The 14577-nt window shown below is 64.4% G+C and carries 14 protein-coding genes; 10 read left to right on the top strand and 4 right to left on the bottom strand.

Annotation, left to right across the window (positions count from 1 at the left end; translation table 11 throughout):
* Nucleotides 1-7: 7 nt before the first annotated feature.
* The 3 genes from yidC to rpmH form a co-directional block, all read right to left on the bottom strand.
* Nucleotides 8-1714 carry a membrane protein insertase YidC gene (gene yidC / locus OD750_RS17235; protein ID WP_263541929.1) on the bottom strand — a complete coding sequence of 569 codons (1707 nt, stop codon included), beginning with the start codon at nucleotides 1712-1714 and terminating at the stop codon, nucleotides 8-10.
* Between the two features lie 126 nt (nucleotides 1715-1840).
* Nucleotides 1841-2224, bottom strand: a complete 384-nt coding sequence (rnpA, locus tag OD750_RS17240; RefSeq protein WP_263541930.1) for a ribonuclease P protein component — start codon at nucleotides 2222-2224, stop codon at nucleotides 1841-1843.
* 22 nt (nucleotides 2225-2246) lie between these two features.
* Nucleotides 2247-2381 carry a 50S ribosomal protein L34 gene (gene rpmH, locus OD750_RS17245; protein WP_263541931.1) on the bottom strand — a complete coding sequence of 45 codons (135 nt, stop codon included), beginning with the start codon at nucleotides 2379-2381 and terminating at the stop codon, nucleotides 2247-2249.
* Between the two features lie 154 nt (nucleotides 2382-2535).
* On the opposite strand from rpmH, the gene dnaA reads away from it, so the two are divergent.
* The 10 genes from dnaA to OD750_RS17295 all read left to right on the top strand — a co-directional run bounded on the left by dnaA (nucleotide 2536) and on the right by OD750_RS17295 (nucleotide 13814).
* Nucleotides 2536-3879, top strand: coding sequence for a chromosomal replication initiator protein DnaA (dnaA, locus tag OD750_RS17250; RefSeq protein ID WP_263541932.1), 1344 nt, complete (start codon nucleotides 2536-2538; stop codon nucleotides 3877-3879).
* 215 nt (nucleotides 3880-4094) lie between these two features.
* A complete protein-coding gene (gene dnaN, locus OD750_RS17255; protein WP_263541933.1) occupies nucleotides 4095-5195 on the top strand; it encodes a DNA polymerase III subunit beta in 1101 nt (366 codons plus the stop codon).
* Nucleotides 5196-5288: 93 nt separating this feature from the next.
* Nucleotides 5289-6371 (top strand): DNA replication/repair protein RecF, encoded by a 1083-nt coding sequence (gene recF, locus OD750_RS17260; RefSeq protein WP_263541934.1) that lies wholly within the window; start codon nucleotides 5289-5291, stop codon nucleotides 6369-6371.
* A gap of 67 nt (nucleotides 6372-6438) precedes the next feature.
* On the top strand, nucleotides 6439-8850 hold the full coding sequence (gyrB, locus tag OD750_RS17265) for a DNA topoisomerase (ATP-hydrolyzing) subunit B (protein ID WP_263541935.1): 2412 nt from the start codon (nucleotides 6439-6441) through the stop codon (nucleotides 8848-8850).
* Nucleotides 8851-9177: 327 nt separating this feature from the next.
* Nucleotides 9178-10497: a tetratricopeptide repeat protein gene (locus OD750_RS17270; protein ID WP_263541936.1), complete on the top strand. Its 1320-nt coding sequence runs from the start codon at nucleotides 9178-9180 to the stop codon at nucleotides 10495-10497.
* A 191-nt stretch (nucleotides 10498-10688) separates the two neighbouring features.
* Nucleotides 10689-11351: an energy transducer TonB gene (locus tag OD750_RS17275; protein WP_263541937.1), complete on the top strand. Its 663-nt coding sequence runs from the start codon at nucleotides 10689-10691 to the stop codon at nucleotides 11349-11351.
* Nucleotides 11352-11388: 37 nt separating this feature from the next.
* Entirely contained in the window at nucleotides 11389-12219 is an 831-nt protein-coding gene (locus OD750_RS17280) for a MotA/TolQ/ExbB proton channel family protein (protein ID WP_425508238.1), read from the top strand.
* Between the two features lie 3 nt (nucleotides 12220-12222).
* Nucleotides 12223-12642 (top strand): ExbD/TolR family protein, encoded by a 420-nt coding sequence (locus OD750_RS17285; RefSeq protein WP_263541938.1) that lies wholly within the window; start codon nucleotides 12223-12225, stop codon nucleotides 12640-12642.
* A gap of 297 nt (nucleotides 12643-12939) precedes the next feature.
* Nucleotides 12940-13338: an ExbD/TolR family protein gene (locus OD750_RS17290; protein WP_263541939.1), complete on the top strand. Its 399-nt coding sequence runs from the start codon at nucleotides 12940-12942 to the stop codon at nucleotides 13336-13338.
* Between the two features lie 35 nt (nucleotides 13339-13373).
* Nucleotides 13374-13814: an ExbD/TolR family protein gene (locus OD750_RS17295; protein ID WP_263541940.1), complete on the top strand. Its 441-nt coding sequence runs from the start codon at nucleotides 13374-13376 to the stop codon at nucleotides 13812-13814.
* Nucleotide 13815: 1 nt separating this feature from the next.
* On the opposite strand, the gene OD750_RS17300 is transcribed toward OD750_RS17295, so the two are convergent.
* Complete coding sequence (locus OD750_RS17300; protein WP_263541941.1) at nucleotides 13816-14562, bottom strand: pyridoxine 5'-phosphate synthase; 747 nt, start codon at nucleotides 14560-14562, stop codon at nucleotides 13816-13818.
* Nucleotides 14563-14577 lie beyond the last annotated feature (15 nt).

Raw genomic sequence — 14577 nt, forward strand, 5'->3', positions numbered from 1 at the left:
CGGCCGATCAGGCTTTCGCGTCGGCCGCGTCGATGCGCTTGGTGATGACGTACTGCTGGATCAGCGACGAAAGGCCGTTGACGGTCCAGTACAGCACGAGACCCGCCGGGAAGAACGCGAACATCACCGAGAACACCACCGGCATGATCTTCATCATCTTCGCCTGCACCGGGTCCATGCCCGTGGTCGGCGTCAGGTACTGCGTCGCGATCATCGTCGCCGCGTTGATGATCGGCAGCACGAAGTACGGATCCGGCGCGGTCAGGTTCTGGATCCACAGGATGAACGGCGCGTGGCGCAGTTCGACGCTTTCGATCAGCACCCAGTACAGCGCGAAGAACACCGGAATCTGCACCAGCATCGGCAGGCAGCTGCCGAGCGGGTTGATTTTTTCCTTCTGGTACAACTCCATCATCGCCTGATTCATCTTCTGGCGATCGTCGCCGTAGCGATCCTTCAGCGCCTGCACGCGCGGCGCGAGCTTGCGCATCTTCGCCATCGAGCGGTACTGCGCCTCGGACAGCTTGAAGAACGCGAGCTTGATCAGAAGCACCAGGAGGATGATCGCGAAGCCCCAGTTGCCGGTCAGCGCATGCAGCTTGGCCAGCACCCAGTGCAGCGGTTCGGAGATGACGGTGAGGATGCCGTAGTCGATCGTCAGCGCGAGACCGGGGGCGACGTCGTTCAGCGTGCTCTGGAGCTTCGGCCCGACGTACAGGCGCGCCTCGCTCGTCGCGCTCGCGCCCGGAGCGACGGTCAGCGCCGGTCCCATCGCGCGGATCAGGTAGCGTACGCGACCGCCGTTGGTGAGCTGCGTCGTGCTGAACTGCTCGGCGTCGGTCGCAGGCGGCAGCCACGCGGCGAAGAAGTAGTGCTGCAGCATCGCGACCCAACCGCCGGTCACGGCGCGGTTGGTCAGCGGGTCCTTCGTATACTTGTCGAAAGGAATCTTCTTGAACTTTTCTTCCGGGCTGTACCAGGCGGCGCCGGCGAAGCTGTAGCTTTCCGGGTTGGTGAACGTCATGCCGCCGGTCTTGGTCACGACCGGCACGCGCTGCAGCTGGCGGTAGGCGTTGCCGGACCATGCGACCGCGCCGTCGTTCCGGATTTCCTGCCGCGTGCCGAGCACGTAGCTGCCGCGTTCGAGCGTGAAGACCTTGCGCACCGCAAGACCGCTGGCGGGGTCCTGCCAGGTCAGCGGCACTTCGAGCTTGGCCTGGCCCGCGTCGAGCGCGTAGCTCGTCTTTTCGGCGGTGAACAGCGCCTGGTGATCGGGCGCCGTGCCCTGCGCGCTGACGAGACCCGACTGCGCGACGAAAAAGTGTTCCGCGCTGTCGTCGAACAGGCGCACGGGATGCGTCAGGTCTTTCGGCTGCTGCGGGTAGGCCAGGAGGTCGGCGCGCACGATGCTGCCGCCGCGGGTATCGATCGTGAGCTTGAGCACGTCGTTGCTGACTTCGACGAGCTGTCCCTGCGGCGCGCTCGCGGCGCTCGGCGCGGCCGGCTGCGCGGCGGCGGGCGCGGCGCTCGCCTGCGGCGTTTCGCCGGGCGCGGGCGTCGTCGATGCGGGCGGGGCGTCGCTCGGAACCGGCGCGGCTTCGGTCGCCGGCGTCGTCGCGACCGGCGGTCGCGAATAGTCCTGCTGCCACTGGTTCCAGATGAAGAAGCTGACCGTCAGCAAGGCGAGCAGCAGGAAAGAACGAGGATTGTTCATGGCGGACGCTGTTAGGGGCTGGCGGGCCGGGCCCGTGACAGCAGGAGGGTTCGACGCGGGAACGCATCACGCTATTGGGGCGGTATGCGCGCACGCAAGCGCGGCGACACCGGTCGCCGGCGCGAATCAGTCGGCAATTGTGCCGGTCGGTGATGTCGGCTTCAATGGCGGCAGGCGACGCCACAGCGCTTCGAGGTCGGCGAGCAGTTCGCTGCCGTCGACCGGAAGGGCGCTGGAACGCGCTATCACCAGGATATCCACAGGCGGAAGTTGCGCGATATGACGGCGAAAACTTTCGCGGACGAGGCGTTTGAGACGATTGCGCTCGACGGCGAGCTTGGAGACGCGCCGCGACACGGCCAGACCCAGGCGCGCGGTCGTCTTGTCGGTCGGGCGGTATTCGGCGTGGAAGTGGCGGCTCGCGATACGGCGGCTGCCCAGCGCCCGCAGCTGCGCGAAATCTCGCGCGACGAGCATCCGCGCGGCGCGCGGGAAGCGCTGGGCTTCCATGGCGCCGCGCGTGGCGTTTCGATTAGACGGCGAGACGCTTGCGGCCCTTGGCGCGACGGGCGTTGATGATCTTGCGGCCGTTCTTGGTCTTCATGCGGGCACGAAAGCCATGGTCACGAGCGCGCTTCAGTCGGCTCGGCTGATACGTACGCTTCATGGCGTCGTCTCCGGTGAGGTTAAAAGGGGCGGGAGAATAGGCCGCGATCCGCGCCAGTGTCAAGCCGTGCGTTGGCGTAAAAACCTGCGGCGGCGTAGACTTCCGCGCCCGTTGCGGGGCCATCCCCCCGAAACCGCCAGCCCACGAGGAAGTAATGAGCGAACTCTGGCGGCGCTGTCTGGAACGCCTGGAAGGCGAGTTCGGCGCCGAAGATATCCACACCTACCTCAAGCCCCTTCAACCGGAGGAACTTGACGACGGGTTACGCCTGTGGGCGCCCAACGCCTACACCCTCGAACGTATCGAAGTCGAATTCATGCCGCGTATCCGTGCGGTGCTGGCGCATGTTCAGGGCCGGCCGGTGTCGGTGCGCATCGAGGTCGGCACGCGTGTGACGCGCCGCGTCGCGCCGGTGCGGCCGGCTACGCCCGCGCGCATGCCGCAGAGCGCGCCGCCACCGCCCGAACCCGTCGAATTCGACGGCAATCTCGACCCGAACTACACGTTCGACAGCTTCGTCGAGGGCAAGTCGAACCAGCTCGGCAAGGCCGCCGCGATGCAGGTCGCGACGAATCCCGGCCGCGCGTACAACCCGTTGCTGCTGTATGGCGGCACGGGACTCGGCAAGACCCACCTGATGCATGCCGCAGGCAATCTCATGCGCGCGAGCAACGCGCGCACGAAAGTGCTGTACCTGCGTTCGGAACAGTTCGTCTCGGCGATGATCGATGCGCTGCGCAACAAGAACATGGACGAGTTCAAGCGGCGCTTTCGCGAGGTCGACGCGCTCCTGATCGACGACATCCAGTTCTTCGCCGGCAAGAACACGACGCAGGAAGAGTTCTTCCACACCTTCAACGCGCTGTTCGAAGGCAAGCAGCAGATCATCCTGACCTGCGACCGGTATCCCAAGGAAGTCGACAACCTCGAGCCGCGCCTGAAATCGCGCCTGGGCTGGGGCTTGTCGGTCGCGATCGAGCCGCCGGATTTCGAGACGCGCGCGGCGATCCTGCTGTCGAAGGCGCAGTCCAAAGGCATGGCGTTGCCGGAAGACGTGGCGCTGCTCATCGCCAAGCGCATGCGCTCGAACGTGCGCGACCTCGAAGGCGCGCTCAACACGCTCGCCGCACGCGCGAACTTTCTCGGCCGCGCGATCACGCTGGAGTTCGCCCAGGAGACGCTGCGCGATCTCCTGACCGTGCACGCCCAGGCCATCACGGTGCCGAACATCCAGAAGACCGTCGCGGATTTCTACCAGTTGCGCCTGCAGGATCTGTTGTCCAAGCGCCGTTCCCGCTCGCTGGCGAGACCCCGTCAGATGGCAATGGCTTTGTCGAAGGAGCTGACGGAGCACAGCCTGCCGGAAATCGGCGAAGCCTTTGGCGGTCGCGACCACACGACCGTACTGCATGCGTGCCGCACGATCCGCGACCTCACGGAAATGGACGGAAAGCTCCGCCAGGACTGGGAAAAGCTCGTGCGCATCTTGACCGGTTGATTGGCTGTGGATAAACAGGGGGTGGAACGCGGCACCCGACTTATCCACAGATCATCGACAGGCCGCAAAGCGACTTTCAAGCTCAGTTATACTTGCGGTAACTTGTTGAATTAAAAGTAGAAAAGCGAGTCGTCAACAGAAAACGGCTTGTACAGCTACCACCGCTATCTTCCTGAAAAGAACAAAGCATTAGTTACCGAGCCAGGATCCCGACCATGCGATTCACCATTCAACGCGAAGCTCTTTTAAAGCCGCTGCAACAAGTCGTCGGTGTGGTCGAACGGCGGCAGACCTTGCCGGTCCTGGCCAATCTGCTGGTCAGCGTCGGGGGCGGTCGAGTCTCCCTGACCGGCACCGATCTGGAAGTCGAGATGGTTGCTTCCAATGAAGTGCAGGATGGCGAAGACGGCGAGATCACGATTCCCGCGCGCAAGCTGTTCGATATCTGCAGAGCGTTACCGGACGGCGTCAAAGTCGATCTGAAGCTGGCAGGCGATCGCGTAACACTCAGCGCGGGGCGCAGCCGATTCACTTTGGCGACGCTTCCGGCGACCGAGTTTCCGGTCATTGAAAACATCGAGCTGGTCGAACGCGTGAGCTTGCCGGAGGGTACGCTCAAACGGCTGATGGACCAGACGGCATTCGCCATGGCTCACCAGGATGTGCGTTATTACTTGAACGGCATGCTGGTGGATCTGCGCGACGGCGCTTTGCGCTGCGTGGCGACCGACGGGCACCGGCTGGCGCTGGCGGAAACGACCGTCGAGACGAGCGGTGCGACGCGTCGCCAGATCATCATCCCGCGCAAGGGCGTCCTCGAGCTGCAGGGGTTGTTCGAATCCGGCGAAGGCGTCGTTGAGCTGGAGTTCGGCAAGAACCATCTTCGCGTTCGTCGCGGCGACGTGCAGTTCACGTCGAAGCTGATCGACGGTCGTTTCCCGGATTACGAAGCGGTGATTCCGATCGGCGCGGACAAGGAAGTGCGTTTGCCGCGCGATTCGCTGCGCGCGGGTTTGCAGCGTGCGGCGATCCTGTCGAACGAGAAGTACCGCGGTGTGAAGCTCGACGTGAGCCCGAACCGTCTTGGCATCGTCGCGCACAATCCCGAACAGGAAGAGGCGAACGAGGAGCTCGAAGCGGATACGACCGTTTCGGATCTGAGCGTCGGCTTCAACGTGAACTATCTGCTCGACGCGTTGGGCGCGCTGTCCGGCGATGACGTTTTGCTATGCCTGCGCGATGGCCAGTCGAGCTGTTTGTTGCGCTCGGCGGAGTCGGATCAGTCTCGTCACGTCGTCATGCCATTGCGGCTCTGATTGCACCGAAGAACGGAAACGAAGGCCCGCGGACCGAAAACCGCGGGCCTTTTTGTTTCGGCATGATGGGTTCCGGGCACGGACGAGACGGCGATGCGGCTGGCTGAATTGCGAATCGAGAACTTGCGAAACGTGGCCTCGGCACAGATCGAGCTGGGGCCGCGGGTCAATCTGTTTCTGGGCGGGAATGGCGCGGGCAAGACGAGCTTGCTGGAGGCGGCGTATTTGCTGTCGCACGGCAGGAGCTTTCGCAGCGGCAGGCACGAGACGTTGACGCGGATCGGGCAGGAGTCGATGTCGATCTTCGGTCGAGTTCAGCATGCCGACGGGTCGGAACGACGTGTCGGCATGGTGCGTTCGCGGTCCGGTTGGGAGGCGCGCATCGATGGTCGGACACCGGAAGGGATGATCGAGGTACTGCGCGAAGCCGCGGTGGTGTGCTTCGAGCCCGGGTCGCACGATCTGATTGCAGGGCCGGGGGAAGGGCGCCGTCGGTTTCTGGATTGGGGTGTGTTCCACGTGGAACCAGAATTCGGCGTAGTGTCGAGGCGGTTCCGCCGCGCGTTGAAACAGCGCAATGCGCTACTACGTTCCGGGACGACGGCGAGGGATCTGGCACCTTGGGACGCCGAACTCGTCGCGTGCGCCGATCGGATTGACGATTGGCGCCGGCATTACGTGGGACTCTGGGAAATTGGTCTCGCTCAAGTGCTCGGGGATCTGTTGCCGGAACTCGGCGCGGTCGACGTCTCGTACCGGTCGGGTTGGCTCGCGGGTGCTCGGTTGCAGGACGTGCTCGCCGAGCGTGTCGATCGCGACCGGGCGCGCGGCCACACCGGGGCGGGGCCGCACCGGGCCGACTGGTCGATCGCGTTCGAGCGAGCCCCGCAACGCGAGCATCTGTCTCGTGGCCAGGAAAAGCTCTGCGCGCTGGCTTGCGCGCTTTCCCAGGCAGCGCTGTTCGCGCAGCTGCGCGGTGAATGGCCGGTGGTCTGCCTGGATGACCTGGCGTCTGAACTCGATCGCGAGCATCAGGCGGCGGTTCTGTCCTGGCTTGACGCGGTCGAGGCGCAGGTGCTGATCACCGGGACTGAGCGCCCGACGATGCTGGCTAACCCCGGCGCCACCGCCCGAACGTTCCACGTGGAACAAGGGCAGGTAGCGACACTGCTATAATTACGCGTTCTTTGCCCCCTAGGACCGCAGCGATCTCGCGCGGCCCGACTTCGCGACGTGAGCCCGAATGAGCGATCAGTACGACTCCAGTAACATCAAAGTCCTTAAGGGTCTCGATGCGGTGCGCAAGCGCCCGGGCATGTACATCGGCGACACCGATGACGGCACCGGTCTGCATCACATGGTTTTCGAAGTCGTCGACAACGCGATCGACGAAGCGCTGGCCGGTTTCTGCGATCACGTCGTGGTGACGATTCACCAGGACGGCTCGGTCAGCGTCTCCGATAACGGCCGCGGCATCCCGGTCGACATCCATCCGGAAGAGGGCAGGTCGACGGCAGAAGTCGTCATGACCGTGCTGCACGCCGGCGGCAAGTTCGACGCCAATTCGTACAAGGTGTCCGGCGGCCTGCACGGTGTCGGCGTTTCGGTGGTCAACGCGCTTTCCGAAAAACTCTGGCTCACGATCTGTCGTGACGGCTACGAGCACAATCAGGAATACGCGATGGGCGAGCCGCAGTACCCGCTCAAGCGCGGCGCCGCCTCGAACCGGCGCGGCACGACGGTGCGTTTCAAGCCCAGCGACCAGACCTTCAGCAATATCGAGTTCCATTACGACATCCTGGCCAAGCGCCTGCGCGAGCTGTCGTTTCTGAACTCCGGCGTCAAGATCGAGATCACCGACGAGCGCAACGACAAGCACGACGTCTTCCAGTACGAGGGCGGCATCCGTTCGTTCGTGCAGCATCTGGCGCAACTGAAGACGCCGTTGCACCCGAACGTCGTGACGCTCAACGCGCAGCAGGACAACATCACCGTCGAAGCTGCCCTGCAGTGGACCGACGCGTATCAGGAAACGGTGTTCTGCTTCACCAACAACATCCCGCAGCGCGACGGCGGCACGCATCTCACCGGCTTCCGTGGCGCGCTGACGCGCACGCTGACGAACTACATCGAATCGTCCGGTCTGGCCAAGAGCACGAAGGTCGCGCTGTCCGGCGACGACATGCGCGAAGGCCTGATCGCCGTGCTGTCGGTCAAGGTGCCCGACCCGAAGTTCTCGTCGCAGACGAAGGAAAAGCTCGTCTCGTCCGAGGTGAAGACCGTCGTCGAGCAGGTCGTCAACGCGAAGCTCGAAGAATTCCTGCTCGAAAATCCGGCCGAAGCACGCGCGATCGCAAGCAAGGTCGTCGATGCCGCGCGCGCGCGCGAAGCCGCGCGCAAGGCGCGTGAGATGACGCGCCGCAAAGGCGCCCTCGATATCGCGGGTCTGCCGGGCAAGCTCGCCGACTGCCAGGAAAAGGATCCGGCGCTGTCCGAACTGTTTCTGGTCGAGGGTGACTCGGCCGGCGGTTCCGCCAAGCAGGGCCGCAACCGCAAGACGCAGGCGATCCTGCCGCTCAAGGGCAAGATCCTCAACGTCGAACGCGCGCGATTCGACAAGATGCTGTCGTCGGCCGAAGTCGGCACGCTGATCACCGCGCTCGGCTGCGGCATCGGCAAGGACGAGTACAACCCGGACAAGCTGCGCTACCACCGCATCATCATCATGACCGACGCGGACGTCGACGGCTCGCACATCCGCACGCTGCTGCTGACGTTCTTCTACCGCCAGATGCCGGAGCTGATCGACCGCGGCTACGTCTACATCGGCCTGCCGCCGCTGTACAAGCTCAAGCAGGGCAAGCAGGAGTTCTATCTCAAGGACGATTCGGCGCTCAATCAGTACCTGATTTCCAACGCCGTCGAAAATGCCGAGCTGCGCTACGCCGAGGGCGTGCCGCCGATCGCCGGCGTCGCGCTCGAAAAGCTGCTCGCCGAGTACCAGTCCGCGCTCGACCAGATCGACCGCCTGAGCCATCGCTGCGACGTCAGCGTGCTCAACGCGATGCTCGAATTGCCGCCGCTCGAAGAAACGCTGTGGCAGGACGAAGCCGCGCTCGACGCCTGGCTCGCGCGTCTTTCCGGCCGCCTCAACAACGCGGGGCTCGGCCGGCCGCAATACCTGGTGCGCGTGCAACCGGCGACGCCGGATCACGCCGCGGCACTCGTCATCGAGCGGCGCCAGCACGGCCTGACCGCGACGCAGATCCTGCCGGCAACGTTCATTGCGAGCCCGGAGTTCAAGCCGATTCTGCAGATTGCGGGCTCGCTTGCCGACCTCGTCCAGCCGGGCGCCGAAATACGGCGCGGCAACAACGTACGCGCGATCGAGAGCTTCGCGCGCGCGCGCGAATGGCTGATGGACGAAGCGAAGCGCGGCCGTACGATCCAGCGCTTCAAGGGTCTGGGCGAAATGAATCCGGAGCAGCTGTGGGAAACCACGGTCAATCCGGAAACGCGACGCCTGCTGCAGGTGCGGATCGAAGACGCGGTCGCCGCGGATCAGATCTTTTCGACACTGATGGGCGACGTGGTCGAACCGCGTCGCGAATTCATCGAGACGAACGCGTTGCGGGTCGGCAATCTCGACGTGTAGCGAACGTTCGCGGCCGGACGCCGCGGCGAGGAACGCATAGTGGTTTAGTGCACTTTGTTTAGTAGTAGCCAAGTGACCAAACCCGCGTGCGGGGCTGCTGGATGCAGAATTTGCGCCAAGGTCTTAGACCTTGGTCGCGAGGCGACGGATCGTGTTACAACTCGTTGCAACCAACTGCTGTAAGTGGCTATTTCCTTAACGCGCTGCTAACAAAATCGCACTGGAGTGCGCTTGTAGTTTGCATGTTCGGGGATTAACCTCTGCGGCCCCCTTCTCGCCTGTGACGAGTGTCATAGGCTGGTGCGAACCCAACGCGAGGCATCCGGTATGCAAGGTCTGACCGTCAAGAAGCTCGTACTTTGTCTTGGTGCAGTTTCGCTGCTGGCGGCCGGTGTCGCCTCGGCTCAGGGCAATCGCGTTCCGGGTTCGCGCGGCGAACAGAGCAAGTCGAGCAAGACCGAAAAGACCGAGAACAACTACCCGCACGCGACGCGCATCGAGCCGAAGACGAACATGCCGGACGCGGTCGGCAAGAAGCTCAACAAGGTCAACGACCTCATCGCCGACGGCGACCAGGACAAGGCGCTCGCGCTGCTCGAGGAAGTGCTCGGCGACAAGAAGGCGACGCCGTACTCGAACGCGTTCGCGCTGTATCTGCGTTCGAACGTGAAATGGGAAAAGGAAGACGGCGCCGGCGCCATCGCCGACCTCAAGCAGTCGATCGAGCTCAACGCGCTGCCGAACAACAACCAATTTGCTGCAATGTATACTCTTGCGCAGTTCCAGCTGCAGGAAGAGAAGTACGCCGACTCGATCAAGACGATCGACGACTACATGACGCAGAGCGGCGACAAGAAAGCCGAAGCGATCGCGATCAAGGGCAACGCCTACTACCGCACCGAGAAGTTCCAGGAAGCGGTCGACACGATGAAGCAGGCGATCGCCGCGACGGACAAGCCGCAGGACAGCTGGAACCAGATCCTGATGGCGAGCTACTTCGAGCTCAACCAGTACGACGAGGCCGGTCGCATCGTCGAGGCCCAGCTCGCGAAGAACCCCAACGACAAGAAGCTGATCCAGCAGCTCGCCTCCGTCTACATCAACGGCGACAAGCCCGACAAGGCGCTGGCGCTCATGACCGACGCGAAGAGCAAGGGTCTCATCACGACGGCCGACGACTACAAGCTGCTCGCCCAGCTGTACGGCCAGGCCGAGAAGCCGAAGGAAGGCGCCGCGCTGCTCGAGGAAGGCTTCGCCAAGGGCGTCGTGCCGCAGACCTACGACATGTACAAGCTGCTCGGCGACTCCTACGCGCTGGCGGAAGACGAAACCAAGGCGATCGACGCGTACGGCAAGGCCTCGCCGCTGGCGAAGGACGGCGAAGCCGACTTCCTGCGCGGCCAGCTGATGATCAACGCGCAGCGCTGGGCCGACGCGAAGACCGCGTTGACGCAGGCGCTGCAGCGCGGCGTCAAGCGGCAGGGCGCCGCCTATGTGCTGCTGGGCAACGCCGAGAACGAACTCGGCAACAAACCCGCGGCGATCGCTGCCATGGAAAAGGCTCGCGGATACGAAGAAACGCGCCAGATGTCCGAGACCTGGCTCAAGATGATCAAGGGCGGCGGCGTTCCTCAGAAGAAAAAGTAATCTGAAGCCGCAGTCCTCGCATATTGTCGCGGTACCTTCGGGACTTCAGGCCGGGTTAATATAGCGGTCTGTTCAAGTGGTCTTGAGCGAAGCGGTCGCGTCCTGTACGGTGCGCCGCCCCGCCCGAGTTTCACGGTCCGGCGGGTGCTCCCAGCCAGCTCCATAGATTTCCATCAGCGAACCTTGGTTCCATGCAAACGTTGACGACAGAAGACCAGCGCGACACCTACAGTTGGAGGCGCACCACCGCGCTGGCCGCCGCCATGGCCGTGCACGGATTTGCGTTTCTGCTGATGCTGGCGCCAGCGGCACCGCCGCAGGCGGAAGAAAAGGTCAAAGAAAACATCGTGACGGTCGAATTCGTCGAACCGCCGCCGCCGCCGCCGCCACCGCCGCCGCCGCCGCCGGAGCCGCCGAAGAAGCCGCCGCCGAAGATCATCGAAAAGGTCAAGCCGCCGCCGACTCCGCCGCCGGAGCCGCCGCCGCCGGTCATCGTCGAGGAAGCCTCGCCGATGGCGGTGCCGGCGCCGCCGCCGGCTCCGCCGGCGCCGCCGCCGCCGCCGGCCGATATCGCGCCGAGCGAAAACATCAGCTATCGCAAGGCGCGTCCGCCGCGCTACCCGCCGCAGGCGGTGCGTCAGCGCCATGAGGGCGAGGTCGTGCTGCGCGTGCTGGTCGGCGCCGACGGCAAGCCGAAGGACATCCAGGTCGAGAAATCGTCCGGATTCCGCGAACTCGATCGTGCGGCGATTGAAGCCGCGCAGACCTGGGTGTTCAATCCGGGTCAAAGAAACGGTGCTGCGGTTGAAGGCTGGGCACTGGTTCCGTTCCGCTTCAGCCTTAGCGAGCTGTAAATTCCGTTAGTTCCATCTCATTACGAAGGGTAGCGTCATGTTCCAAGATACCTCGACCCCCGGGTCCGTTCCTCCGGCAGCCGATGCGCTTGCGCCCGGCATCGGCGGCAACAGCAACGCGCAAGCGCTGCAAGCGATGGGCTTTGACCATCTGATCAAAAACTTCGACGCGGTCGGCTGGATCGTCTTCGTGACGCTGCTGATCTTCTCGGTGTTGTCGATCTACTTCATCGTGCTGAACCTGATCCGCAACACGGCGATCCGCGGTCGCATGAACAACGTCATGCGCACGTTCTGGGAAACGCCGTCGGCGCAGGAAGCGATCCGCTTCATGGAAGAACAGCCCAAGTCCGAGCCGTTCTCGAAGATCGCTCTCGACTGCGCGTCGGCCGCTGCCCACCACCAGCGCCACGAAGGCAGCCGCCTGGTCGAAGCGCTGAACCGTTCCGAGTTCATCGACCGCGCGCTGCGTCAGGCCGTGGCCCGTGAAAGCGGCCGCCTCGAAGGCGGTCTGACGGTGCTCGCGACGGTCGGTTCGACCGGCCCGTTCGTCGGTCTGCTCGGTACCGTGTGGGGCATCTACCACGCCCTCATTCGCATCGGCGCCACCGGCGACGCCTCGATGAGCGCCGTGGCCGGTCCGGTCGGCGAAGCGCTGATCATGACCGCGTTCGGTCTGTTCGTTGCGATTCCCGCGGTGCTGGCGTACAACTTCTTCGTACGCTCGAACCGCGTGATTCTGGCCCGTTTCGACGAATTCGCGCACGACCTGCACGACTTCTTCGCCACCGGCTCGCGCGTAGAGGCCGGTGCCGCTCCGGCGGCCCCGCGTACCGCCGGTCAGGCGGCTCCTGCCGCGAGGAAGTAAGCCATGGCATTCAGCAGTGGTAGTGGCGCGGGTGCGCCGATGGCGGAAATCAACGTTACGCCGCTCGTCGACGTGATGTTGGTGCTGCTGATCATCTTCATGATCACGGCGCCGCTGATGCAGCACAAGATCCGCATCGATCTGCCGCAGGCCACGATCAACCAGAACCCCGAGACGCCGCCGGATCCGATCGATCTGGCGATCAAGGAAGACGGTTCGCTCTACTGGAACGACAGCGCGATCAGCGATATGGAGCTCAAAGCCCAGCTCGCCGTGACCGCCCAGCGTGCGCCGCAGCCGGAACTGCAGATTCGTGCGGAGAAGGCCACGCGCTACGAAATCGTTGCGAAAGTGATGGCGGACGCCAAGAACCAGGGCATGGTCAAGATCGGTTTCGTGACCACGCCGGCGCCGCGCCAGTAAGCAAGACGTAAAGCAACACCGCAAGCTCGCCAACGCTACCCTGCCGGTGCGAGCCGGAGAAGGCGCCCTGGGAAACCAGGGCGCTTTTTTGTTGCCCGCTCTCCGGCGAGTTCCACGTGGCGCAAACGCGCGAGCAACGCTCGTTGCTGCGGCGCCGCGCGTGTCGCGCGAACTCCGCCGCAACGAACGCATGCCGACGAAGGTCGCGCGCGAAGCCGCCGTTCACCCCGTAGGCAAGCGCCATGCGTTAGCGCTAACCTGAAGCCGCCCACTCAGGGGTGAGCCGGAGCCGCGACCATGTCGAGCAGCGTTCTGCGTCTACCTGACCGTACCCTCGCCGAGATCAACATCACGCCGCTCGTCGACGTGCTTTTGGTGCTCCTCGTGATCTTCATGATTACCGCGCCGATCGTGACCGGGAAGATTTCGCTGCCGCTCGCGGGGAACGCTGTCGGGCCCGAACCGGTCATCCTCGATCTTGCGATCGCCGGCGACGGCCAGGTAACGACGGTCGCCGGCATCGCCCTCAGCCCGCTCGAAGTGCGCGCGGAAATGGTCACGTACGCGGGGAAGCAAGGGCCGGTGTCCCTGACCCTGCGGCCCTCGGCCGACACGACGCATCAGACCCTGATCGACCTTCTGAGCATGGCGCGGGAGTCGCATCTGACGAACATCGCGATTCAGCGGCCGAACTGAATTTTCGGCGATGTCGACGAGAATAAATAGAGACAATGGAAAATAGGTACATCGGAGATCGTCGCGAGCCGATCGCGACGATCTCGCTGGTTCCGATGATCGGCGTCGTCTTCGTGCTGGCCTGTCTGTTCCTCGCGGCGAACGGTGCGCCGACGCGCACGTTGCGGCTCGCGGAGCAGGAGGCGATTTTCTGCACTTTGGGGATGGAACCGCCGGAGCGTCTCGAGCTCGGCATCGCACCGGACGGCACCGCCTGGGAACGCGGCGAACGCCTGTCCGACGCGGCGCTCGAAGCGCGTCTGATCGAACTCGGCCTGTGGCCGAACAAGCGGCTGATGCTGCAGCCCGATCCCGATCTGCGCTACGAGCGCGTCGCCGAAATCACGGCACTCGCGCATCGCGCGCACATCGCCGAGGTCAGCGTCACCGCGCCGATGCGCATCGCAGACTTCATCGCAGCGTCGACGAAGCGCTGATTCAGCCGGCGAGCAGCCGCAGATAGTTGCGCACGGTCGGCGCCAGTCCGTCATACAGCGCTTCGCCGATCAGTGCGTGACCGATCGACACCTCCGCGAGAAACGGAATCGCGCGCCGCAGGTCGGAGAGGTTGCGCTGGTTCAGATCGTGACCCGCGTTGACGCCGAGCCCGGCATCGCGCGCGCTTTCGGCGGTGCGCACGCAGTCCGCGAGCGCGCGGCCGACGTCGTTCGCCGCGTGCGCTTTCGCGTAAGGACCGGTATAGATTTCCACGCGATCGGCGCCGACGTCCGCGGCGCGGCCCAGATCGACGGTGCCCGCATCGACGAACAGACTGACGCGCGCGCCGAGCGCCTTGAGTTGCGCGATCAGAGGCTTGAGCGTCGCCGCGTCGGCGGCGAGATCGAAACCGTGGTCCGACGTGATCTGACCGTCGCCGTCCGGTACGAGCGTGCACTGCGCCGGCCGCACGTCGCGCACCAGCGCGACGAGGCCGGGATAGCTCCCCCGCGGCGCGGCGAAGCCGTTGCCTTCGATGTTGAACTCGACGCGACCGCCGAGCATCGCGGCGATGCGGCGCACGTCGTCGGGTCGCACGTGGCGTTGATCGGGACGCGGATGCACGGTGACGCCACCGGCGCCGGCCGCGATCACGGTTTCGGCCGCGACGACGATGTCGGGCTCGTGCTCGCCGCGCGAGTTGCGCAGCACGGCGATCTTGTTGAGGTTGACGCTGAGCAGGGTCATCGCGGCAGTATAGCG

It is taken from the genome of Tahibacter soli (assembly GCF_025717065.2).
GTDB lineage: Bacteria > Pseudomonadota > Gammaproteobacteria > Xanthomonadales > Rhodanobacteraceae > Tahibacter > Tahibacter soli.